The following is a 21,382-nucleotide window of genomic DNA, read 5'->3' as shown; positions in this document are numbered from 1 at the left end:
GTCGAGGTATGCCAAATCTTGGGGAGGAGATCGTCCTCGTCGCGCTGCGCCCGGACGGTCGGGTGAGCGGGGCCACCACGTTGCACTTCGCGCTGGCGGGGGCCGAACTGGTGAGCCTGGTCATCGCGGAGCGGGTCGGCATCCGGGACGAGCGGATCGTGATCCTCGATCCGGCGCCCACCGGGGACGTGCTGCTCGACGCCGCGCTGGCCGACATCGCCAAAGTCACCGGCGGCGGCCGCCCGCCGAAACCGAAGACCTGGGTGGCGCGGAGCCGGTCGCACCCGGTCACCACGTACCTGCGGCAGCTGGCCAAGCTCGGCATCGTCCGCGAGCAGCGAAGCAAGGCGCTGGGCGTCTTCACCAGCACGCGGTGGATCACCGTGGATCCCACGCCGGTCGCCGCGGCTCGCGCGCGCCTCGACGGGATCGCGCTGTCGCAGGAGCCTGTCGCGGCCGTGGAGGCGGCGTTCGGCGCTCTGGTGCACGTGATCGGCCTCGACAAGGTGCTGTACCCGGGCCGCGAGGGAAGCCCCGCGAGGGCTCGCCTGAACCTCATCGCCAAGGGCGACCCGGCTTCGCGTGCAGTCGGCGAGGCGATGGAAGGCGTGCAGGCGGGGGTCGACGCAGCCGTGGAAGCCGCCGTCGACGCCGCGATCCACGCCTCAGTGGCGGCCGCGCACCACGCCGCCACGGCCCACCACGCGGGAGGGGCGGGAGGCGGCCATCACTGATCCGGTCGGCCGCCCGGCAGCAGCGCGCGGACCGCGTCGATGGTGTCGGCCTGCGCCGCCTCCTTGTCCGGGCGGTAGCGCACGACCCGGGCGAAGCGCAGCGCGACGCCGCCGGGGTAGCGCGGGCTGACCTGCGCGCCGTCGAGCGCGATCTCCACCACCAGCTCCGGTCGCAGGAAGACGGCCGCCTTGGTGCGTCGCTGCTCGTACTCGGGAAACGTCGTGGTCTGCCAGGCCAGCAGTTCGTCGGTGAGCCCCTTGAAAGTCTTGCCGACCATCACCGGCGCTCCGCCGTCCGGGTCGCGGGCGCCGAGATGCAGGTTGCTGAGCATCCCGGTCCGGCGCCCGTGCCCCCATTCGGCGCCGAGCACGACCAGGTCGAGGGTGTGCACCGGCTTGACCTTCTGCCAGGCCCGGCCTCGCCGTCCGGCTGCGTACGGACTGGCCAGCGCCTTGACCATGACCCCTTCGTGGCCGTCCGCGAGCGCGGAGGTCAGCAGCGTCGCGGCCTGCTCGGCCGTCGGCTCGGCCACGCCCGGGATCAGGTGGGTCGCCGCGACCCGGCGCAGCGCCTCGACCCGTTCCGATAACGGCGCATCGAGCAGGTCGGTGCCGTTCAGGTGCAGGCAGTCGAAGAAGTAAGGCCGCAGCAGCAGTTCGTGCGCGGACGCGGCACCGAAGCGGCTCATCGTCTCCTGGAACGGGCGCGGCCGGCCGTCGTCGTTCAGGGCCAGCGTCTCGCCGTCCAGGACCACCGATTCGCACGGCAGCGCCCGCACCAGAGCCACCAACTCCGGCACGCTCTCGGTGATCTCGCGCAGGGTCCGGGTGTAGATGTGCACGTCGTCGCCGTCCCGATGCACCTGCACGCGCGCGCCGTCGAGCTTGTACTCGACCCGAGTCGCGCCGAGCTCGTCGATCGCCTCGGCCAGGGACGCGGCCGGAGAGGCGAGCATCGGCCGCAGGGGCCGGCCGATCTCGAGTCCGAACGCGTCCAGCGCCTCGACCCCGTCGAGCAGCGCGGCGGCAGCCGTGTCGGGCAGTGAGCCGGAGAGCATGAAGGCGCGGCGTACCCGCTCGCCCTCGGCCGAGCACGCCCGGGCGATCGCGTCGAGCATCACGCCTTCGAGGGCGCCTTGGCGCAACTCACCGGTCAGCAGCCGCATCAGGAAGTCCTGCTCGACGGCCGTGGCGCGGCCGAGCAGCTCGGAGAGCAGCGTCTCGCGCCGCGCCTGCGACCCCGACCCGCTCGTGCCGGCCAGCGCGGTCAGGGCGGCGTCCACTTCCGCGACGGTCAGCGACGGCGCCGCGGCGGGCGGGCGTTCGAGGCGGACCAGGGTGCGCCAGCCGGTCCCGATCCGGCCCTGGACCGGAAAGCCCGTCAGGAAGCCGGTGACGGAACGGATCGCGGTGCGTGTCGCGTCGGCGGCCTTGCCGGCGGCGGACGACCTTGTTCCGGGCTCGGGCGCGGCGGCTGCCTGCAGAGCGGCGGCCAGGACGTCGACCTTGGCCAGCCGGGACCGCGTCGCGGCGACCGCGGCGGAGGCCTGGACCACGTCGGCGAACAGCATTCTTCCATCCTGCATCGCCCCGGCGTCCTACGCTGCCCGACGCACCCGGCTGGGGATCAGCCGAGGCTCGCCCGGTAGAAGGCGATCTTCTCCCGAAGCTTGGCCCGCTGCCGCTCCAGCAGCTCGATCTGCTCCGCGACGCTCTGATCGTGCTCCTCGAGCAGGGCCAACCGGTCAGCGACCGTCTCGTCCCCGCCGCGCGCCTGTTCGGCGTACTCGCGCATCTGCGCGATCGGCATGCCGGTGTCGCGCAGGCAACGCAGGATCCCGAGCCACTCCACGTCCTCTTCGCTGTAGCGGCGCTGGCCGCCGACCGCCCGATGCACCGGATCGATCAGCCCGATCCGCTCGTAGTAGCGCAGAGTGTCGAGGGAGAATCCGGTCAGCTCCACGGTTCGGCCGGGTGAATGAATGCCGCTGGACATGACGGCAGCTTGCCACATCCGCCGACTTGACCTGGAGTGCGCTCCAGCTGTGAGGCTCGAGGCATGGAGTTCACGTCATTGGGCGGACCGGGTGGTCCGCAGATCAGCACCCTGTGCCTCGGCACCCTTCCCTTCGGCAGCGCGGTCGACGAGGCCACCTCGTTCGCCATTCTCGACCGGTTCCGCGAGGCCGGCGGCACCTTCCTCGACACAGCCGATTGCTATGCGTTCTGGCGGGAGGGCTGCACCGGTCGGGAGAGCGAGCTGCTGCTCGGCCGCTGGCTCGCCGATCGCGGCTGCCGCGACGAGCTGGTCATCAGCACGAAGGTGGGCGCGCAGCCGGTCGGTACGACCGGGGGCGGGAACGTGGGGGAGCTCACCTGGTCTCGGACCGCAGAGGGTCTGTCCCGACGGGTCGTGGCGTCGGCAACCGAGGGCAGCCTGGGCCGCCTCGGTATCGAGCGGATCGACCTGCTGTTCGCGCATATAGAGGACCGCAATGTGGAGTTCGTCGAGACCGTCGGCGCGTTCGGCGAACTGATCGAGCGCGGCGTTGTAGGCATGGCGGGTGTGTCGAACCACCCGACCTCGCGCATCCGTCAGGCTCGCGCGGCTGCCGCGGAGCTTGGCGTGCCCGGATACCGGGTGGTCCAGCAGCGTCACAGCTTCCTGCGGCCCAACCCGGGCGCGAGCTTCACGAATCAGGAGGCTGCGGACGAGGAGCTGCTGCGGTACGTCGGCGAGCAGCCGGACATGTCGCTGATGGCCTACTCCGTATTGCAGGACGGCGCGTTCGTGCGGGCCGACCGGCCGATCGCCCGCCAGTATCAGAGCCCGGGGAACGCGGAGCGCATCCGAAGCCTGCGAAAGGTCGCCGAGCAGGCCGGCGTCACACCGAACCAGCTCGCACTCGCCTGGCTGCTGCGCGGCACGCCGGCCGTCGTCCCGGTCCTGGGGGTGAGTACGGTGGCGCAGCTCGAAGAGGCTCTCGGTGCGTGCGAAGTGCCGGCGCAAGCAGTGGAAGAGCTGCGCGAACGCTGCTGACCGGCGACCGCCGGCAGAGGATATGGCGGAGCCCGCCGGCATCTTGGCTGCAGCCGGCGGGCTCCGCTGGCCTCCCGCGGGTTGAGGAGAGGAGCGGGAGGCGGCGTCACGGGACGGGGGGGAGATCCCGTGCGCCTGAACCCCGGGTACCCGAGGTTCAGGCGCACACACGGGGTGTCGCCAAGATTTTCTTCGCCGCTTCCCGATCAGCTCAGAGCCAGTGCGACGAAGCCGTCTTCGGCGAAGTTCGCCCGCAGCATGCGCAGCGCCGTGGCGCGCCACTCCACCTCGAAAGCTCCCGCGCGAAACGCTTCCTCGGCCAAGCCGGCCACGTCGACCAAAGCGCGGGAGCAGCGCCAGTAGGCGAGTCGGAGCGGGTCGATCGAGGCCTCGCCGTAGCCGTCGAAGAACCAGCTGCGTTCCCGGTCGCCGATGTGCTCGTCGCCGTAGGTGCCGCCGAGCACGAACATCAGGTCTTGCTCCGACGTCGACCACGCCGCGTCATCCCAGTCGATCAGCCAGATCCGTCCGGGGGCGGCCAGCACGTTGCCGAGGTGGGGATCGGTATGGCAGATAGTGCTGGGCGTCACTGCTGGGGCAAGGCTTTGCGCGCGCGCAGCCAGCATTTCGATGTGCTCGGCGTGCTCGAACCAGACCTGTTGCGCATCGGCCGCCGTCGCGTCGAGCGGGTTGCCCTCGCGCAGGAACGCGTCGGCTTGGCGGGCGGCGGCGACGTCTGCGTGGTGCGCCGCACGAGGTAGGACAGCTGCGAGATTCGGCGTCAGGGGAAGCGCGTGCGTCGTGGCTAGCAAGCGGCCGAACCCGCGCCACTGCTCCTCATCCAGCCCACCATCAATACCCTGCCGCTCGCCGACCCAGGGCGTCACGGAAAGCCGCCGCCCCTCGCGTTCGGCATAGAGCCGGCCGTCGAGGGTGCGCAGCGGAGCCGCGACCTCCCGCACTCCACGTGAGGAAAGCGCGCTGGGTACGGCCAAACCGGCTACAGACCCGCCCGACGACCACTTGATGGCGTAGGCCGATGCGCCACCCGCGCCTCCGCGGTAGTTCGATGCCGCACGGTCTACGCCCGCGTCGATCGACTCCAGCGACGTCAGTTCGATGCCGAAGTCCTCTGCGACATAAGCGCGCACATCAGGCATCGTTGAAGCCCATCGCTGTGCCGAGCTTGCGGGCGAAGCGGTGCATGTGCGGGTCCATGCCTTCGATCGGCTCAGCCAGCAGTTCGTCGAACGAGACCCAGCGGACGCCGTCGAACTCGCCTGGATCGGGTCGCAGCCGGGCGTCCGTGCGCGCGAGTTCGATCACATACCAGAGGCTCACGTCCGTGTGCTTGCGTACCGTAGGGCCCTGCGTCTCCGTGACGGTGACGAACAGCGGCTCGGCACCGAGCGACGGCAGCGCGACCGCAGGCAGGCCGAGCTCTTCCTCGCACTCCCGCCGCACCGTCTGCCAGGGCAGTTCGCCCGGTTCGCAGTGCCCGCCGGGCGGAAGCGCGAGGCCTGACTTGCGATGGGCTGTCAACAGCACCGCGCCCGTCGCCGGATCACAGGGCACGAAGCAAGAAACCAGATGCATCGGCGGCTGATCCGGCGGGACGAGCCGGCACAGCGGCACACCCGAGTCGACCCACTCGAGCACGGCGCGCCGGTGCTCTGCCTCCAAGCCGTCGACGGGAACGATCGCGTCGACCGTCCGGGCGATCTCTGCGCGGTGGTGGTCTGTGTGCACGAAACCAGACTCTACCGAGGCCGCCGGGCACGGAGCTGAAAACTTCATCCCCTTGCTTGCCAAGTTTGCGAAGCCGCCGTATTTTACCCCACGCGAAGCTCTTCGCACGGCTGCTATGAGGGTGGCGGCTTTTTTAAGCTCCCTTATTCGCTCAGGCCGTGGAGGCTTTGAAGATGAATCTCCCCAGCAATACCGGACCCGGGCGTGCCCGCACGCGGGCGCGGGCGTACGCCGCCGTCGCGGCGGCGGCCGTGGCCACGCTGATCGGCGCGCTCTTCGTCGTGGCCCTGCCCGGTTCGGCCAGCGCGGCGGCCGGCGCCGGCAGCTACACCATCGTCAACGCGGGCAGCAGCCTCTGCCTCGACCTGCCCGGCTCCAGCTCCGCCAGCGGCGTCCAGGCCGACGTCCAGAGCTGCACCGGATCCTCGAACCAGACCTGGGCCCTGGCCGCATCAGGCTCCGGATACAGCATCAGCTCCGCGGCCAGCAAGCTGTGCCTGGGCGTCGCCGGATCCTCGACCTCGGCGGGCAAGGCGATCGAGCAGCTGGCCTGCGACGGGTCGACCAACGAGCAGTGGACGCTCACCGCGAGCGGCAGCACGTACCACCTGGTCGACGTCAACAGCGCCAAGTGCCTGAACACCTCGAGCAACGGCACGACGGCAGGCACGCTGGTCGTGCAGAACAGCTGCGACTCCACCACGACGAAGTCGTGGACGCTGAACGCCGCCTCCGGTACGACCACCACGCCGCCCGCGAGCCCCTCCGCTTCGTCGAAGCCCTCGGCATCCGCATCGGCATCGCCATCAGCGTCCGCTACCCCCACCGGCTCCCCGGTGACCGGCGCCCTCTACGTGGCCACCAACGGCACGGACTCGGCGGCCGGCACGCTCGCCGCCCCCACCACGCTCGCGTCCGCGATCACCCGCATTGGCGCCGGCGGCACCATCTACATGCGCGGCGGCACCTACAACTACACCCAGACGATCACCATCGCGCCCGGCAACAACGGCACCGCGAGCGCCCTCAAGACGATCTCGGCCTACCCGGGCGAGACCCCGATCCTGGACTTCTCCGCCCAGAGCGAGGTCTCCAGTAACCGCGGCCTGCAGGTCAACGCCACCTACTGGCACATCTTCGGCCTGATCGTGCAGCACGCCGGGGACAATGGAATCGCCATCGGCGGCAGCAACAACACCATCGAGCGCGTCGTCGTCCGCGACAACCGCGACACCGGACTGCAGATCTCCCGGATCGACTCCACCACCGCCCAGAGCGCCTGGCCCGCGAACAACCTCGTCATCAGCTCCGAGGCGTACGACAACGACGACTCCTCCGGCGAGAACGCCGACGGCTTCGACGCCAAGCTGACCGTCGGCCCCGGCAACGTGTTCGAATACGACGTCTCGCACAACAACATCGACGACGGCTACGACCTGTTCACCAAGTCCGACACCGGCGCCATCAGCCCGGTGACGATCGAGTACTCGATCTCCTACGACCAGGGAACGCTGACCAACGGGACCCAGGCTTCCAACGGCGACAGGAACGGATTCAAGCTCGGCGGCGACAAGATCGCGGTCAACAACATCGCCGTGCACGACATCGCCTTCGACAACGGCCACGACGGGTTCACCTACAACAGCAACCCCGGAAACATGACGATCACCAACGACGTGAGCATCGACAACGGCGAGCGCAACTTCCACTGGGAGTCGGGCAACTCGGTGTTCAGCAACGACACCTCGTGCCGCTTCAACGTCAGCGGCACGAACGACAAGCTGGTCGGCCAGACCGACTCCACCGACCAGTTCTGGACCGGTACCAACGGTTCCCGCTGCTCCTCCTACAGCGGCGCCATCGGCTGGTCCTTCGCCTCCAACGGCCACCTGAACGTCACCTTCGGAGGCACCGCGGTGACGCTGTGACCTGACGGAAAGCGGCCCGACCGGGCCGGCCCGACGAGAACGAAAGGAGACATCCTTGAAAATCAGGACCCTGCTCTCTACCGCGCTGGCTGCCGCCATCGGCCTCGCGCTCGCCCTCGCCGGGCCGGCCTCGCCCGCAGCGGCCGCCGACCTGACCGCGACCTTCACCCCCGGCGCCGCCTGGAACTCCACCTCCGGCTCCGCCCTGCAGATCCACGGCCTCGGCATCATCAAGGTCGGCAGCACCTGGTACGCCTACGGCGAGGACAAGACCGGGGAGACGAGTTCGAACACGTCGTTCCAGGACATCCCCTGCTACAGCTCGACCGACCTGAAGAACTGGACCCTGCAAGGCAAAGCACTGACGTTGCAGTCCAGCGGCGACCTCGGGCCGAACCGGATCGTGGAGCGGCCGAAGGTCATCTACAACTCCTCGACCCACGAGTACGTGATGTGGATGCACATCGACAACTCCGGTTACTCGGCCGCCGAGGCCGGCGTGGCCGAGAGCTCCACGCCCTGCGGCCCGTACACCTACCTCGGAGCCTCGCAGCCGCTCGGCTTCCAGAGCCGCGACATCGGCCTGTTCCAGGACTCCAACGGCACGGCATACCTGCTCACTGAGGACCGCGCCAACGGACTGCGCGTCGACAAGCTCTCCTCCGACTATCTCAGCGTCGTGAGCGCGGGGAGCTCGAACGGCGGCAGCGTCTCGCTCCTGGCCGACTACGAGGCACCGGCGATGGTGCACGTCGGCAGCACGTACTACCTGCTCGCCTCGCATCTGACCGGCTGGTCCACCAACGACAACATCTACGCGACGGCGAGTTCACCGGCCGGGCCGTGGTCGGCGGTGAAGAGCTTCGCGCCCGCCGGGACGAACACGTACAACACGCAGACCGCGAACATCATCACCGTCAGCGGCAGCTCGGGCACCACGTACATCTACGCCGGCGACCGCTGGACGACCTCGAACCTCGGCACCTCGCCGCTGATCTGGCTGCCGATGGACATCTCCGGCGGCACGGTCGCCGTCGGATGGCAGAACTCGTGGACGCTCGACCAGAGCACCGGGACGTGGACCGGCACGTCGAACCCGGCCAATGCCACGCACTATCTGACCAACGCCAACAGCTCCCTGGTCATGGACGTCAACGGCGGGTCCACCGCGAGCGGCACCAAGATCATCCAGTGGACCAACCACAGCGGAACGAACCAGCAGTGGCAGCTCAAGGCAGTGATCGGCAATATCTACACTCTGACGAACGTGAACAGCGGGCTGTGTCTTGAAGTGCCGGGCAGCTCGACCACTCAGGGCACTCAGTTGGATCAGTACGCGTGCAACGGCGGCGCGAACCAGGAATGGGCGCTGAACGCCGTCGGCTCGTACACGTCGTCGAGCAACGCGAGCTACGAACTCGAGAACCTCAACAGCGGCCAGGTCGTGGACGTCTCCGGCGGCTCGACCAGCACCGGCGGCATCGTCATCCAGTGGCCGACGGACGGGGGAACCAACCAGGAGTGGACCCTCGGATAGCCGCTCCCCGCACCGCCGGGCTCTTCTCGCACCCGACCGCCGGTATCAGTACCCTTCTGCCTCAAACGGCGGGAGCGGGCTGAGGCGGCCCGCGGCGGACGGGAAGGGCCCGGTGGCGGAGCGGTGGAAAGCGGCGGGAGCGGCGATGCGCGGCGGGCGGGGCGCGCCGGGCAGATAGGGCGGGCGGGACGGACAGGCCATGCGGGGCCGACGCCGGGCACCCGCGAGCTGATCATGGCGACGGCCGAGCGGCTGTTCGCTGAGCGGGGGATCGCGGCGGTCTCCGGCCGCCAGATCAGCGAGGCGGCGGGGCAAGGCAACAACGCGGCCGTCGGCTACCACTTCGGCACCAAGAACGACCTGATCCAGGCCGTCGTGCACCGCCACCTCGAGCAGGTGGAGCAGCGCCGCCGGCGTATGCTCGATCACCTCGGCCCGCAAGCCGCGCCGCGGGACTGGTTCGCGTGCCTGGTGCGCCCCCTCACCGACCACCTGGCGTCGCTCGGCGTCCCGTCCTGGTACGCCCGGTTCTCGCTGCAGGTGAGCACGGATCCGGTGCTGGGCCGGACAATCCTGGACGAGACGCGTACCGCCCCCGGCATGGCGCGCATCGCCGCCGGGCTCGGACCCACCCTCGCCGCGCTGCCCGGCGGCGTGCGCGAGCAGCGCCTGCGGATGATCAGGTACCTGATCGCGCACACCTGCGCGGAGCACGAGGGGGTGCTCGCGGAAGCGGCGAAGCCGGGGGCCGGCGGCGGGGGAGCGGACTGGGATCCGGTCGCGCGCCTGCTCGTCGACGCCGTCTCCGGGCTCCTGCTCGCACCCGTATCCGTCGACCGCTGATGCCCCAGCAGAGTCTTCGGGAGCTGACTATCTAATCGCCTGCGCACATCATCGATCCCTGATTGATACGCCCAGTCACGAATTCCCGAGATTGTAAGTCGGACGCTTGACTTATCATCACTTGGCGCAGTTGACTTCTCACGTACGGCGATCTGCGCGAGGAGGATGACCGTGGCCAGTGTCGGTGGAACAAGACCGGTGCTGTGCTTCCGGCCAGTGCGTGCTCGATCAGGAGGCGGCTTCATGAGCATCCTCGACCACCCCGCGGACAATCCCACTGACAACCCCACGGCCGCGGCGATTCCCGACTACCCCATGCGCAGGGCGTCCGGCTGCCCCTTCGACCCGCCGCCGCTGCTGCAGGAGCTCCAGCAGCAGACGCCGCTCATCCGGGTCCGGCTGTGGGACGGCAGCACGCCCTGGCTCGTCACCCGCCACGCCGATCAGCGTGCGCTGCTCGGCGATCCGCGGCTGAGCGCGGACCCTGATTCGCCCGGCTACCCCCGGCAGGCCGCGTCCACGCCCTCGCGCAAGCACCCCGTGCCCGGCCAAGGCGGCATCAGCTTCATCGCCATGGACGACCCCGAGCACGCCCGCCAGCGCCGGATGGTCACCGCGTCCTTCGCCATCAAGCGGATCGAGGCGTTGCGCCCGAGCGTGCAGACGCTGGTGGACGAGCTGATCGACGCCATGCTCGCCGGCCCGAACCCGACCGACCTGGTCCAGGCTTTCGCGCTGCCGCTGCCCTCGCTGGTGATCTGCCGGCTGCTCGGCGTGCCGTATCAGGACCACGGCTTCTTCCAGCGCAACAGCAGCACCCTGCTCCAGCTCAGCGGCTCCGACGAGGAGCGCACCGCCGCCCGGTCCGCCCTCTACCTCTACCTCGACGACCTCGTCGGGCGCAAGCTCGCCGAGCCTGGCGACGACCTGATCTCGCACCTCGTCGAGCGGATCCCGGAGGGGGAGCTGACCCGCGAGGACGTGGCCCAGATGGCCGTCCTGATGCTCGTCGCCGGCCATGAGACCACTGCGAACATGATCGCGCTCGGCACCTTCGCCCTGCTCCAGCACCCGGAGCAGCTCGACCGCCTGCGAGCCGTCGAGGACCACGCGCAACTCGCCGCCGCCGTCGAAGAGCTGTTGCGCTACCTCAGCATCGTCCACACCGGCCGCCGCCGCGCCGTGCTCGCCGACATCGAACTGGGCGACCAGAGGATCCGGGCCGGCGAAGGAGTGATCCTCGCGAGCGACCTCGGCAACCGCGACCCCGCCGCCTTCCCGGACCCGGACCGCCTCGACCTGACCCGCAACGCCCGCCGCCACACCGCCTTCGGCTTCGGCGTGCACCAGTGCCTCGGCCAGCCGCTCGCCCGGATGGAGCTGCAGGTCGTCTACGGCACCCTCTACCGCCGCATACCCACCCTCCGCCTCGCCATCGACCCGGCCGAAGTCCCCCTCAAGCACGACGGCATCGTCTACGGCGCCTACCGCCTCCCTGTCACCTGGTAGCACTTCAGCTGGCGGTTCCGGTGGTCTCGCGGAGTATCACGGTCGCGTGGCCCTCCTGGAGGCTCTGCTCCGAGACCAGCGTCAGCCGGGCGGTGGTCTGGAAGCGCGGCACAGTGGTGGCACCGCAGGAGACCATCGTGGCCTTGAGCTTCGCGATCGTGGATGCGAGTCCTTCGGAGAGGTCGCCGGCGTAGGGCACGAAGCCGTCGACGCCCTCTTCGAACAGCAATCCCTGATTTCCCCCCTGGCCGTAGCGCTGCCAGTTGCGCGCCCGGTTCGAGCCTTCACCCCAGTACTCTTTGACGAATCCTTCGCGGGTCCGCACCTTCGCTCCGGGTGCCTGGTCGAAGCGGGCGAAGTAGCGGCCCATCATGACGAAGTCCGCGCCCATCGCGAGTGCCAGGGCCACGTGGTAGTCGTGCGCGAGCCCGCCGTCCGAGCAGAGCGGCACGTATTGGCCGGTCTCCTCGCAGTAGGCGTCGCGGGCCCCGGCCACATCGATGATCGCGCTGGCCTGGCCGCGGCCGATACCCTTCTGGTCGCGGGTGATACAGATCGCGCCGCCGCCGACACCGACCTTCACGAAGTCCGCCCCGGCCTCGGCCAGGAAGCGGAAGCCGTCGCCGTCCACGATGTTGCCCCCGCCGATCGGCACGTCCGGGAAGTGCTGCTTGGCCCAGCGCAGCGCCTCGGCCTGCCAGTCGCTGTATCCGTCGGAGGAGTCGAAGCACAGGACGTCCGCGCCGGCCTCGACCAGGGCCGGTACTCGCTGCCGATAGTCATGCGTGTTCACGCCCGCGCCCACCCGCAGCCGCTTGGCGTCGTCGACCAGCTGCACCGGGAACCGCTTGTTGTCGGTGTAGTCCGCCCGGAACACCAGATGCTTGAGGTGCCCGTCCGGGCCGAGGACCGGCAGGCAGTCGAGCCGTTCCTCCCACAGCCGGGCGTTGGCCTCGGACAGCGTCACCTCCTCGGCCGCGTGCGCGACCTCGGTGATCGGCCGCATCCGGCTGGAGACCGGCGCATCGGGATCGTGGCGCTGCGGGTGGAAGTCGCGCGAGGTGACCAGGCCGAGCAGCCGCCCGGTCGCCGTGCCGTCCTCGGTCACGGCCGCCGTGCTGTGCCCCGTGCGCGCCATGACCTCGCTCAGCTGCCGCAGGCTGTCTTCGGGGCGGACGTTGGTGTCGCTGACCACGAAGCCCGCCTTGAAGTTCTTCACCGTCACCACGTCCGCGACCTGCTCGTCGATCGACCGGTTGTGGTGGAGGAAGCCGAGGCCGCCGTTGCGGGCGAGGGCGATGGCCAGTTCGGGCGAACTGACCGCCTGCATGATCGCCGAGGTGAACGGGGTGCGCAATTCGATCGCCGAGGCCTGTCCCCTCGCGTGGCGCACGAGCGGAGCGCGCAGGTCCACGGCTGCGACCGAGCAGTCCGTGGAGGTGCGGTTCGGCAGCAGCAGGTACTCGGTGAACGTCCGTGAGACCCCTGCGATGATCTGCGCCACTGGCACTCCCGTGTCCTCGGGTCGGCGGGCTGCCCGCGCGACCGCACCGTCGAGCCCCCCTTCCAGCTCGGCGGGTGCCCGGGGTACGCCGGAGCACGGACGCCGAACCGCCGAAAGGAGGTGAGCGACCGCTGCCGAACGTCGAGGGGGTGCTGTGATCCCGAACCCTACTGATCCAGAGCCGGAGACTCCAAACCCGGTGCGCTGGAGGTCATCGCGTTACCTGGCAGGGGAATCCGGCGCTCGTCAGGGCCGCGCGCAGACCTTGGACCAAGAGCTCGATCTTCTCCGGCGAACCGGCGTGAGCCGCCCAGTAGATCCGGCCGGTCGGCGGCTGCAACGTGGCGCCGGTGAGCAGGACCACGCCCGCGCGGCTCCCGCCCTCCCACGCGAGGTCGGCGTCGCGGACGGCCGTATCGAGGCGTGCGTCCAGGTCCTCGTACTTCGTCCCCTCGGCCACCGGGGCGTTGAACGAGCCCAGGCTGCTGCACAGACCCGGCGCCCGTCGGTCGAGCTCCAACCCCGCGCGTCCCATGGAAAGGCGGGCGTTCACTTCGAGGACCGGCACGAGCGTGCCGTCCCGCGTGACGAGGCCGTCCACGCTCACCGGCCCGAAATAGCCTGCCTCGGCGAGCTCTACGCCGAGCTGCCACAGTGTGGCGGTGTAGTCGGGGTCGGAGCGCAGGCGCTGCGCCAGCGACTCGTCGAGCGTGTCAGAGCTCGAGAACGCCAGGCCCTGGCAGGTCATCCCGCGCAGGCCGACCAGCCGGGTGGTGCCGCACGCGTCGACGTCCAGGTGGGCGGAGAAATCGGCGGTGCGTACCAGGTACGGCTGCACGAGCAGGGCGGTGTCGGCATTGTCCAGGCGTGCGCCGATGCTGGTCAGGACCCTGCGTTCGTGCACAAGCAGCGAGCCGCGGCCGGCCACGCCGTGGGCGCTCTTGAGGACGACCGGGCCTTCGATCCCGGCCGCCGCGGCCTCGAGCTCGGCGCTCGAACGCACCACCGTCGCCGCGCCCGGCAGGCCGTGCCGGACGCTGAACGCGTTCGACCAGACCTTGGAGTTGACGGTGGCCGCAGCCTCCGCCGGCGGGCTGTGTTCGGCGATGCCCAGCGCCTGGATGGCCCGCGCTGTAGCGGGGATCACGGCGTAGGGCCGCGCGCGGTTGCCGGGCGTGCTCAGCTGGCCGGCCAAGCCGGCGATCCGCTCCTCCACGCACACGTCCGCGTCGCCGGGCACGCCGCGCACCGAGCCGCAGGATCCGTATACGGCCAGCCGGTCGAGCAGCCCCGGCGTCGGCTCGCGGCTGCACAGCACCGCGTCGCCCGGCGTCGAGAGCATGATCAACAGTTCGTCGGCCGACGCGAGCGCCGACGCCGTAGGGCGCGCGGCTGCTTCCGGGAGGGCGCTGCGGTCAGACTTCTGCCAGAAGCGCTCGGCATCGAAGGTCCCGAAGAAGGTGCCGGACGTCTGCGCGGAGGCGTCCACCGTCTTCAACTCTCTTCGCTCATGGTCAGACCCCGTCGAGATAGAGCAGGATGCACGGGAAGCACAACGGCACGCGCGACATCCTGAGCCAATCGGTGCCTCCGGGAGACTATCCGCCGACCCGGCGAGAGAACGCTCTCCCAAGGTGGCGGGTGCGCCTTATTTCATCATCGAGTATTGAGTGAGTCAAGCGATCGACGGTCCGGTTCCAGACTCAGCACGCAGGTGGGCCGTTCGACCTCGGCCACACTGCGCGGATCACCCGGCTTTCCTGTTCCGGCCTCGATCATCAGCGTCGTAATGCACGCGGAACGCTCGTTGGCCACGTAGAGCCGCGATCCGACCAAGGCGAAGTGACGCGGCCGGACGCCGCCGGCAGGCGTTTCGCCGAGGTGGCGCAGCCGCGGTCCGTCCACCGTGAAGGCGGCGATGGTGTCGGCGCTCCGGTTCGCCACGTACAGGAACCGGCCGTCCGGTGAGAGCGCGATCTCCGAGGGGCGGTTGGGGTCGCCCGGAACCGGCTCGGCCAGCGAGGCCGGGACCGATCCGCTCCAGCGTACGCCGCCGGCCTGGTCAGGCAGGTAGACCGACACGGTCGAGCTGAGCTCGTCGCTGACGAACCACGGCCCGGCCGGGTGGCGGACGAGATGCCGTGGGCCCGCCTTGGGATCGTCGGCGTGCGCGGTCCACGCGAGTGCGAGCGCGCCTTCGGGGTCGATGCGGTATCCGCGGATCTCGCCGAGCCCGAGGAACGTGATGACGGCCTCGTCGTCGCACGTCGAGACGTGGTGGGAGATGGCACGCCGGTCACCGGCGGGCACCTCGACGTGGTGAGGGGCTCGCAGGGAGCCGTCGTCGGTGACGGGCAGCACCGAAACGACGCCGGAGCCGCCGTAGTGGCTGCAGATCAGGAAACGGCCGTCGTCGGTGACGGCCGCATGGCTCGGCTGAACGCCGCCGCTCCGAGAATTCGAGAACTGCGTCAGTATTCCGTCGCCGTCGACGGAAAGGGCGGTGACGGCTCCTTCTGCCAGAGTATTGACGGCGTAGACGACCGGCAGGCGCGGATGCGAGGTGAGAAAGGTCGGAGAGGGAATCCCGACCGGCGCGCCGGTGCTTTCCAAAGATCCATCAGTGTCCTGCGAGAAGACCGTGACTCCCCGTCCTCCTGCGGTAGATCCGACGATGATCAGCATCCTGGCATGTTAGCCCGTCCGGCCCAGCGGGTCCCGGCCCGCTGTTCCCGGCCCCGGTTTGCGCGCGGCGGGGACGGTTACCCGAGATCCGTTCGGTTACCAGCAGGAACCGTCACCCGGAGGTGTGATGATGGTACGTACGAACGGATCCGGCAGGGTCCTCGCCAGCGTCTTGGCAGTGGTCGCTCTGGTCATCGGCGCATTCCAGGGCTGGACCTCGTTCCGGACCGGGGACAAGCTGACGCTGCACGTGTTGACGGGCGTGGACTTCGGCGCGACCGGCGACATCGTCAAGACCGTCGGCGGGCTCAGCATCCTGATCGCGCTGGTCGCGGTGGTCGCGCTGGTCGATCCCAGCGGCTGGCTGACCCGGCTGGCCGGGGCGGCGGCCGTGATCGTCGCGGTGATGTTCGCCATCGAGGCCTTCCGCTACTACGGGCACCACTTCGACACCGCCCTGCACAACGTGCGGGCCGGCTTCTGGCTGGAGCTCGGCGCTGGTGTGCTGCTGCTGCTCGCGGGCAGCTTCAACTCCCGGCGCGCGGTCGTGGTCCCGACAGCGGACGAGAACGCCGAGACCCTGGTCGAGACCCGGCACTGACGACGTTCAGGCGCAATGCCGAGGCCCGGCCGTTTGGGCGGCACGACGGCGGGCACCCGCCACGCCGTCGTGAACTTCAGGGGGACGACTCCAAGGAGGTGCACATATGCCGAGCGGATCGAGCCCCAAGCGGGAGCGGCAGTACGAGCACATCGAGAAGAGCCAGCGCGCCCGGGGCACGAAGCCGGGGCGGGCCAAGGAGATCGCCGCGCGCACGGTGAACAAGGAACGGGCGCGCACCGGCGAGGCCAAGACGGCGAGCAAGGAATCGTTGCGGGACATGTCCTCGAGCCGGCGCGGCGGGCAGCGCTCGCACAGCGGCTCGGGCGGGCAGACCTACCGCCAGCTCTATGCCGAGGCCCAGCGCCGCGGCGTCGACGGACGATCGAAGATGAGCAAGGCCCAGCTTGAACGCGCCGTGGGCTGACCTGCGCAGCGGGCCGCGCCGGACGACGTGCGGTAGTTAGCGGGGATCGAGGACCTGCGCCTGGTCGAGCAGGCGCTTGGCAGTGCGCAGGTCCTCGATCATGCCCGCCGGCATCTTGTCCCGGTCCGGCGCGCGCAGCACGGCGCGGTAGACGCCTACCTGGAAGGGCGAACCGAAAAGCGCCTGTCCGGCTCTCACGCCGAGCGCCACGGTCACGTGGGGGTGCGCGACACGCAGTTCGGCCAACCACCATCAGCCATTACGGGCGGCAGGCGAGGACCTCGCCGGAGTCCGGGCGCTGGTGGATCGGACGCTTGCCGCTGTGCGGTTCGGGCCAGCCCTACCCCGCCTATATCGGTACAAACAGTCCGTGACAAAACCGAAAGTACGTGATGTTTGGCCTCGATCGCCCGGGCAACATGGTGCCCATGGTCGCGAGGAACGGCAAGGCTGCGGGGATCAAACCCGGCGACGTGGTGGTGGTGACCGGCGCGAGCGCCGGGGTCGGGCGTGCGGCGGCCTCGGAGCTCGCCCGGGCCGGCGCGAAGGTGGCTCTGGTGGCCCGGGGCGAGTCCGGGCTGGACGGCGCGGTCAAGGAGATCACCGAGGCCGGGGGGACGGCCAGGGCGTTTCCGGCGGACGTGGTCGACCCGCAGCGGATCGAGCAGGTGGCCGCGGAGGTCGAGGACTGGCTCGGTCCGATCGAGGGCTGGGTCAACGTGGCGTTCACCTCGGTCTTCGCCCGCTTCATCGACATCATGCCGGACGAGTTCCGGCGCGTGACAGAGGTCGACTACCTCGGCTACGTGTACGGCACCCGCGCGGCCCTGGGGCGCATGCTGCCGCGCGACCGGGGCACCATCGTGCAGGTCGGCTCGGCGCTGGCCTATCGCGGGATCCCGTTGCAGAGCGCGTATTGCGGCGCCAAGCACGCCATCCAGGGCTTCAACGAATCAGTGCGCTGCGAGCTCATGCACGACAAGAGCGGCGTCAACGTGACGATGGTGCAGCTGCCGGCGGTCAACACCCCGCAGTTCGACTGGGTCCGCTCCCGCCTCGGCAAGCCCGCGCAGCCGGTCCCCCCGATCTACCAGCCGGAGCTCGCCGGGCGCGCCATCGCGTACGCGGCCGTGCATCCGCGCCGGCGCGAGTACTGGGTGGGCGGCAGCACGGTCGGCACGCTGCTGGCCAACGCCGTCGCACCGGGCGTGCTGGATCGCTACCTGGCGAAGACCGGGTTCTCCTCGCAGCAGGTGGACCGGCCCGAGCCCGAGATCGAGGACAACCTGTTCACCGCCGCCGACGGCGCGGACGGCCACGACCACTGCGCGCACGGCAGCTTCGACGAGAGCGCGAAGGACCGCAGCGTGCAGCTGTGGGGCTCGCAGCACCACGGCGTGCTCGCCGCGGCGGCCGGCGGCGGGCTGGCCGCCGCCGCGCTGGGCCTGCTCGGGCGCCGCCGCTGAGCTTTCGAGCCGGCGGCCCGCGACGGCCCGCGCCAACCCGCGAAAGAACCACAGCTCAACCCTCCAGGAGGACATCATGGTTGGTCAGACCGTAGCCGATTATCTTCTCGACCGCTTGCGGGACTGGGGCGTGGAAACCGTCTTCGGCTATCCCGGGGACGGGATCAACGGCCTGGTGGCCGCCTGGGGCGAGGCAGATAACAGGCCCAAATTCGTGCAGGCCAGGCACGAGGAGATGGCCGCGTTCGAGGCGGTCGGCTACGCCAAGTTCTCCGGCAAGGTCGGGGTCTGCGCGGCCACCTCCGGGCCGGGCGCGATCCACCTGCTCAACGGCCTGTACGACGCCAAGCTCGACCACGTGCCGGTGGTCGCCATCGTCGGGCAGACCGCGCGCAGCGCCATGGGCGGCTCCTACCAGCAGGAGGTCGACCTGCACGCGCTGTTCAAGGACGTGGCCGGCGCCTTCCTGGAGACGGTCAACGTCCCCGAGCAGCTGCCCAACGTGCTCGACCGGGCCATGCGCGCCGCCATGGACCAGCGTGCCCCCGCCGCCCTGATCATCCCCTCGGACGTGCAGGAGCTCGAGTACAGCGCGCCGCAGCACGCGTTCAAGCAGGTGCCCTCGAGCCTGGGCGTGGAGTGGCCCACCACGGCGCCGGACGCCGAGGCGGTGCGGCGGGCCGCGGAGGTGCTCAACGCGGGGGAGAAGGTGGCGATCCTGGCCGGCGCCGGCTCGCGCGGCGCCCGCGGCGAGGTGATGCAGGCCGCCGAGATCCTGCAGGCGGGCGTGGCCAAGCCGCTGCTCGGCAAGGACGTGCTCTCGGACGACCTGCCGTATGTCACCGGCTCCATCGGCCTGCTCGGCACCCGGCCGAGCTACGAGCTGATGAAGGAGTGCGACACCCTGCTGATCGTCGGGTCGAGCTTCCCCTACACCCAGTTCCTGCCGGAGTTCGGCCAGGCCCGCGCGGTGCAGATCGACATCGACGCGAAGTTCGTCGGGCTGCGCTACCCGAACGAGGTGAACCTGGTCGGCGACGCGGCGTCCACCATCAGGGCCCTGATCCCGCTGCTGGAGCAGAAGGAGCGGGGCAAGTGGCGCGAGGGGATCGAGTCCGGCGTGGCTCGCTGGCAGGAGACGATGACCGCCGAGGCCATGGTGGACGCCGAGCCGGTCAACCCGATGCGGCTGTTCCACGAGTGCTCGGACCGGCTGCCGGACAACGCGATCGTCACCGCCGACTCCGGTTCCTCGGCGAACTGGTACGCGCGGCACCTGCGGTTCCGCGAGCAGATGCGCGGCTCGCTCTCCGGCACGCTGGCGACCATGGGGCCGGGCGTCCCGTACGGCATCGGCGCGAAGTTCGCCTGTCCGGACCGGCCGGTGATCGCCTTCGTCGGCGACGGCGCGATGCAGATGAACGGCCTGGCCGAGCTGATCACGATCAAGCGGTACTGGCCGGAGTGGGAGGACCCGCGGCTGATCATCGCGGTGCTGCACAACAACGACCTGAACCAGGTGACCTGGGAGCTGCGCGCGATGGGCGGGGCGCCGAAGTTCACCGAGTCGCAGAGCCTGCCGGAGGTCGACTACGCCGGCTTCGCGCGCAGCCTCGGGCTCGGCGGCATCTCGGTGGACAAGCCGGAGGAGATCGGGGCGGCCTGGGAGCAGGCGCTGATGGCGGCCGGGCCGGTGGTGCTCGACGTGCGCTGCGACCCGAACGTGCCGCCGATTCCGCCGCACGCCACGTTCGAGCAGGCCAAGGATACCGCTGCCGCGCTGATCAAGGGCGACGAGGACCGGTCCGGCATCGTGAAGCAGGGCTTGAAGACGAAGATCCAGGAGTTCCTGCCGCACAAGGACGCCAAGGACGCCAAGGACGACCAGGGCGACGGTGCCTGAGTGGGACAAAGGCCCGAGTATCCGGTGCACGTGCTGCGCGACTACGCCCTGATCGCCGATGGGGAACGGGGCATCCTGGTCGGGCCGCGCGGCGAGCACGCGTGGCTGTGCGCGCCGGTGTGGGACTCGGCGGCGGTGTTCGGCGCGCTGATCGGCGGTGGCGGCCTCTATGCCGTCACGCCGGTCGGCGACCCGTTCGTGTGGGGCGGGTATTACGACGAGGCGACGCTGATCTGGCGCAACCGCTGGGCGACTGATACCGGCATCGTCGAGTGCTGTGATGCGCTGGCCAGGCCCGCCGATCCGCACACTGTGGTGGTGCTGCGGCGGATCGAGACCGTGGACGGGCCCGCCCGGGTCCGTGCGGTGCTCGATCCGCGGGCCGACTTCGGCCGGCACCGGCTGACCCGGCTGCGTTGCCGGGACGGGGTGTGGGCCGGGCGCTGCGGCAGCCTGTACGTGCGCTGGTCCGGCGCGCCGGATGCGGCGCCGTGCGAGGACGGCGGCCTCGAGGCGGTGTTCGAGGTGCCGGAAGGCGAGCACCACGCGTGGATCCGCGACCAGTGCTATGCGGGCCAGGCCGTGGCGGCCGTCGGCCGGCATACGCTGATGAATCGCGCCGTCGATTTCGTGGCCGACCGGCTCGCCGAGGACGGAGCGAAGCTGCGGCCCGCCTACACCGTGCGCGGCGGCTCGGCGATCTCCCGCTCGGCGAGGGCGAGGGCGCGTTCCTGCTGTGCGGCTTCGCCACCAGCCTGGCCCTGCACCAGCAGGGTGACGAGGCGCGGGCGAACCGCTGGTTCGAGCGTTCCCGTTCCGGCTGCGGCTCGCCCGGCCTGCTCGCCGAGGAGTACGACGTCGAGCAGCGCCAGCTGCGCGGGAACCTTCCGCAGGCCTTTGTGCACGCCATGCTGCTCGAGGCGGCGACGCGGCCGGCCCGCCCGCCGTCCACGATGATCGGAGGTACCGGCACATGAGATCCCTGACGAGCTTGACGAAGAAGCCTGAGACAGTGGTCGCCGCCCAGGGCATCGACCGGCTGTTGCGCGACGTGCGCACCGGCCGGTTCGAACGCTCGCTCTCCGCCCTGACGGCGGCGGGCGCGCTGGTGACCGCGGCGGAGATCTACTTCGAGCACGACTCCGCGAGCTTCGGCAACAAGATGATGTGGGTGCCGGTGGCACTCGGCCCGGTGGGCGCGGCGGCCGGCGTCGCCGGGGTGGTGAGCCGGCGGATGGCCAAGACCGTGCTGCCGATCACCTCGGCGGCCATCGTCGCCAACGGGTTGCAGGGCACGTATCTGCACGCGCGCGGCATCGCGCAGAAGCCCGGCGGCTGGTCCAATGCCCGCTACAACCTGGAGATGGGTCCGCCGCTGTTCGCTCCCTTGCTCGTGACCATGGTCGGCGGCATGGGGCTGCTCGCCTCGGTGCTGCGCCGGGAGCAGTGAGGGGAG

Annotated in this window: 19 protein-coding genes and 1 pseudogene; 12 read left to right on the top strand and 8 right to left on the bottom strand. The window is 70.1% G+C overall.

Annotation, left to right across the window (positions count from 1 at the left end; all coding sequences use genetic code 11):
• The first annotated feature begins 8 nt into the window (after window positions 1-8).
• Window positions 9-734 (top strand): GOLPH3/VPS74 family protein, encoded by a 726-nt coding sequence (locus tag ACTRO_RS11190; RefSeq protein ID WP_084316166.1) that lies wholly within the window; start codon window positions 9-11, stop codon window positions 732-734.
• Here ACTRO_RS11190 and ACTRO_RS11185 read toward each other — a convergent pair.
• Together ACTRO_RS11185 and ACTRO_RS11180 are read right to left on the bottom strand one after the other, a co-directional pair.
• The gene (locus tag ACTRO_RS11185) at window positions 728-2,305 is read right to left on the bottom strand and encodes an ATP-dependent DNA ligase (protein WP_034263093.1); all 1,578 of its coding nucleotides are present in this window, start codon (window positions 2,303-2,305) and stop codon (window positions 728-730) included. The genes ACTRO_RS11190 and ACTRO_RS11185 overlap by 7 nt on opposite strands.
• Before the next feature lie 56 nt (window positions 2,306-2,361).
• A complete protein-coding gene (locus ACTRO_RS11180) occupies window positions 2,362-2,730 on the bottom strand; it encodes a MerR family transcriptional regulator (RefSeq protein ID WP_034263092.1) in 369 nt (122 codons plus the stop codon).
• 63 nt (window positions 2,731-2,793) lie between these two features.
• Here ACTRO_RS11180 and ACTRO_RS11175 point away from each other — a divergent pair, with 63 nt between their 5' ends.
• A complete protein-coding gene (locus ACTRO_RS11175) occupies window positions 2,794-3,774 on the top strand; it encodes an aldo/keto reductase (RefSeq protein WP_034263091.1) in 981 nt (326 codons plus the stop codon).
• A gap of 206 nt (window positions 3,775-3,980) precedes the next feature.
• Here ACTRO_RS11175 and ACTRO_RS11170 read toward each other — a convergent pair whose 3' ends face one another.
• Complete coding sequence (locus ACTRO_RS11170; RefSeq protein WP_084316165.1) at window positions 3,981-4,934, bottom strand: phosphotransferase enzyme family protein; 954 nt, start codon at window positions 4,932-4,934, stop codon at window positions 3,981-3,983.
• Window positions 4,927-5,586 carry an NUDIX hydrolase gene (locus ACTRO_RS11165; RefSeq protein WP_211244193.1) on the bottom strand — a complete coding sequence of 220 codons (660 nt, stop codon included), beginning with the start codon at window positions 5,584-5,586 and terminating at the stop codon, window positions 4,927-4,929. The genes ACTRO_RS11170 and ACTRO_RS11165 overlap by 8 nt, the downstream gene beginning before the upstream one ends.
• Window positions 5,587-5,696: 110 nt before the next feature.
• Between ACTRO_RS11165 and ACTRO_RS11160 the strand changes: the two genes are divergently transcribed.
• From ACTRO_RS11160 to ACTRO_RS11145, 4 genes are all read left to right on the top strand, one after another.
• Window positions 5,697-7,451: an RICIN domain-containing protein gene (locus ACTRO_RS11160; RefSeq protein WP_034263088.1), complete on the top strand. Its 1,755-nt coding sequence runs from the start codon at window positions 5,697-5,699 to the stop codon at window positions 7,449-7,451.
• A gap of 55 nt (window positions 7,452-7,506) precedes the next feature.
• Window positions 7,507-8,988, top strand: coding sequence for an RICIN domain-containing protein (locus tag ACTRO_RS11155; protein ID WP_063627970.1), 1,482 nt, complete (start codon window positions 7,507-7,509; stop codon window positions 8,986-8,988).
• Between the two features lie 234 nt (window positions 8,989-9,222).
• The gene (locus ACTRO_RS11150) at window positions 9,223-9,831 is read left to right on the top strand and encodes a TetR/AcrR family transcriptional regulator (RefSeq protein WP_051450653.1); all 609 of its coding nucleotides are present in this window, start codon (window positions 9,223-9,225) and stop codon (window positions 9,829-9,831) included.
• Window positions 9,832-10,074: 243 nt separating this feature from the next.
• A complete protein-coding gene (locus ACTRO_RS11145; protein ID WP_034263085.1) occupies window positions 10,075-11,340 on the top strand; it encodes a cytochrome P450 in 1,266 nt (421 codons plus the stop codon).
• Between the two features lie 4 nt (window positions 11,341-11,344).
• On the opposite strand, the gene ACTRO_RS11140 is transcribed toward ACTRO_RS11145, so the two are convergent.
• The 3 genes from ACTRO_RS11140 to ACTRO_RS11130 all read right to left on the bottom strand — a co-directional run bounded on the left by ACTRO_RS11140 (window position 11,345) and on the right by ACTRO_RS11130 (window position 15,529).
• Window positions 11,345-12,844: an IMP dehydrogenase gene (locus ACTRO_RS11140; RefSeq protein WP_034263084.1), complete on the bottom strand. Its 1,500-nt coding sequence runs from the start codon at window positions 12,842-12,844 to the stop codon at window positions 11,345-11,347.
• A gap of 211 nt (window positions 12,845-13,055) precedes the next feature.
• Complete coding sequence (locus ACTRO_RS11135; protein ID WP_245594667.1) at window positions 13,056-14,333, bottom strand: ATP-binding protein; 1,278 nt, start codon at window positions 14,331-14,333, stop codon at window positions 13,056-13,058.
• A 167-nt stretch (window positions 14,334-14,500) separates the two neighbouring features.
• Entirely contained in the window at window positions 14,501-15,529 is a 1,029-nt protein-coding gene (locus tag ACTRO_RS11130; RefSeq protein WP_084316163.1) for a lactonase family protein, read from the bottom strand.
• A gap of 127 nt (window positions 15,530-15,656) precedes the next feature.
• Here ACTRO_RS11130 and ACTRO_RS11125 point away from each other — a divergent pair, with 127 nt between their 5' ends.
• Together ACTRO_RS11125 and ACTRO_RS11120 are read left to right on the top strand one after the other, a co-directional pair.
• The gene (locus tag ACTRO_RS11125; RefSeq protein ID WP_034263081.1) at window positions 15,657-16,130 is read left to right on the top strand and encodes a hypothetical protein; all 474 of its coding nucleotides are present in this window, start codon (window positions 15,657-15,659) and stop codon (window positions 16,128-16,130) included.
• 106 nt (window positions 16,131-16,236) lie between these two features.
• Window positions 16,237-16,557, top strand: a complete 321-nt coding sequence (locus ACTRO_RS11120; protein WP_034263079.1) for a hypothetical protein — start codon at window positions 16,237-16,239, stop codon at window positions 16,555-16,557.
• 36 nt (window positions 16,558-16,593) lie between these two features.
• On the opposite strand, the gene ACTRO_RS11115 is transcribed toward ACTRO_RS11120, so the two are convergent.
• Complete coding sequence (locus tag ACTRO_RS11115; RefSeq protein ID WP_051450651.1) at window positions 16,594-16,803, bottom strand: hypothetical protein; 210 nt, start codon at window positions 16,801-16,803, stop codon at window positions 16,594-16,596.
• 182 nt (window positions 16,804-16,985) lie between these two features.
• On the opposite strand from ACTRO_RS11115, the gene ACTRO_RS11110 reads away from it, so the two are divergent.
• The 4 genes and pseudogenes from ACTRO_RS11110 to ACTRO_RS11095 all read left to right on the top strand — a co-directional run bounded on the left by ACTRO_RS11110 (window position 16,986) and on the right by ACTRO_RS11095 (window position 21,376).
• Entirely contained in the window at window positions 16,986-18,023 is a 1,038-nt protein-coding gene (locus ACTRO_RS11110) for an SDR family oxidoreductase (RefSeq protein WP_051452352.1), read from the top strand.
• Between the two features lie 76 nt (window positions 18,024-18,099).
• The gene (locus tag ACTRO_RS11105) at window positions 18,100-19,926 is read left to right on the top strand and encodes a thiamine pyrophosphate-requiring protein (protein WP_034263078.1); all 1,827 of its coding nucleotides are present in this window, start codon (window positions 18,100-18,102) and stop codon (window positions 19,924-19,926) included.
• A pseudogene (locus ACTRO_RS11100) lies at window positions 19,927-20,903 on the top strand (trehalase-like domain-containing protein). It abuts the gene before it with no gap.
• Complete coding sequence (locus tag ACTRO_RS11095; protein ID WP_051450650.1) at window positions 20,900-21,376, top strand: hypothetical protein; 477 nt, start codon at window positions 20,900-20,902, stop codon at window positions 21,374-21,376. Before ACTRO_RS11100 ends, ACTRO_RS11095 begins: the two are co-directional and overlap by 4 nt.
• Window positions 21,377-21,382 lie beyond the last annotated feature (6 nt).

The organism is Actinospica robiniae DSM 44927 (assembly GCF_000504285.1).
Lineage (GTDB): Bacteria > Actinomycetota > Actinomycetes > Streptomycetales > Catenulisporaceae > Actinospica > Actinospica robiniae.
Note: the sequence above shows the minus strand (reverse complement) of the source record. Positions and strands in the feature narration are given on the sequence as shown.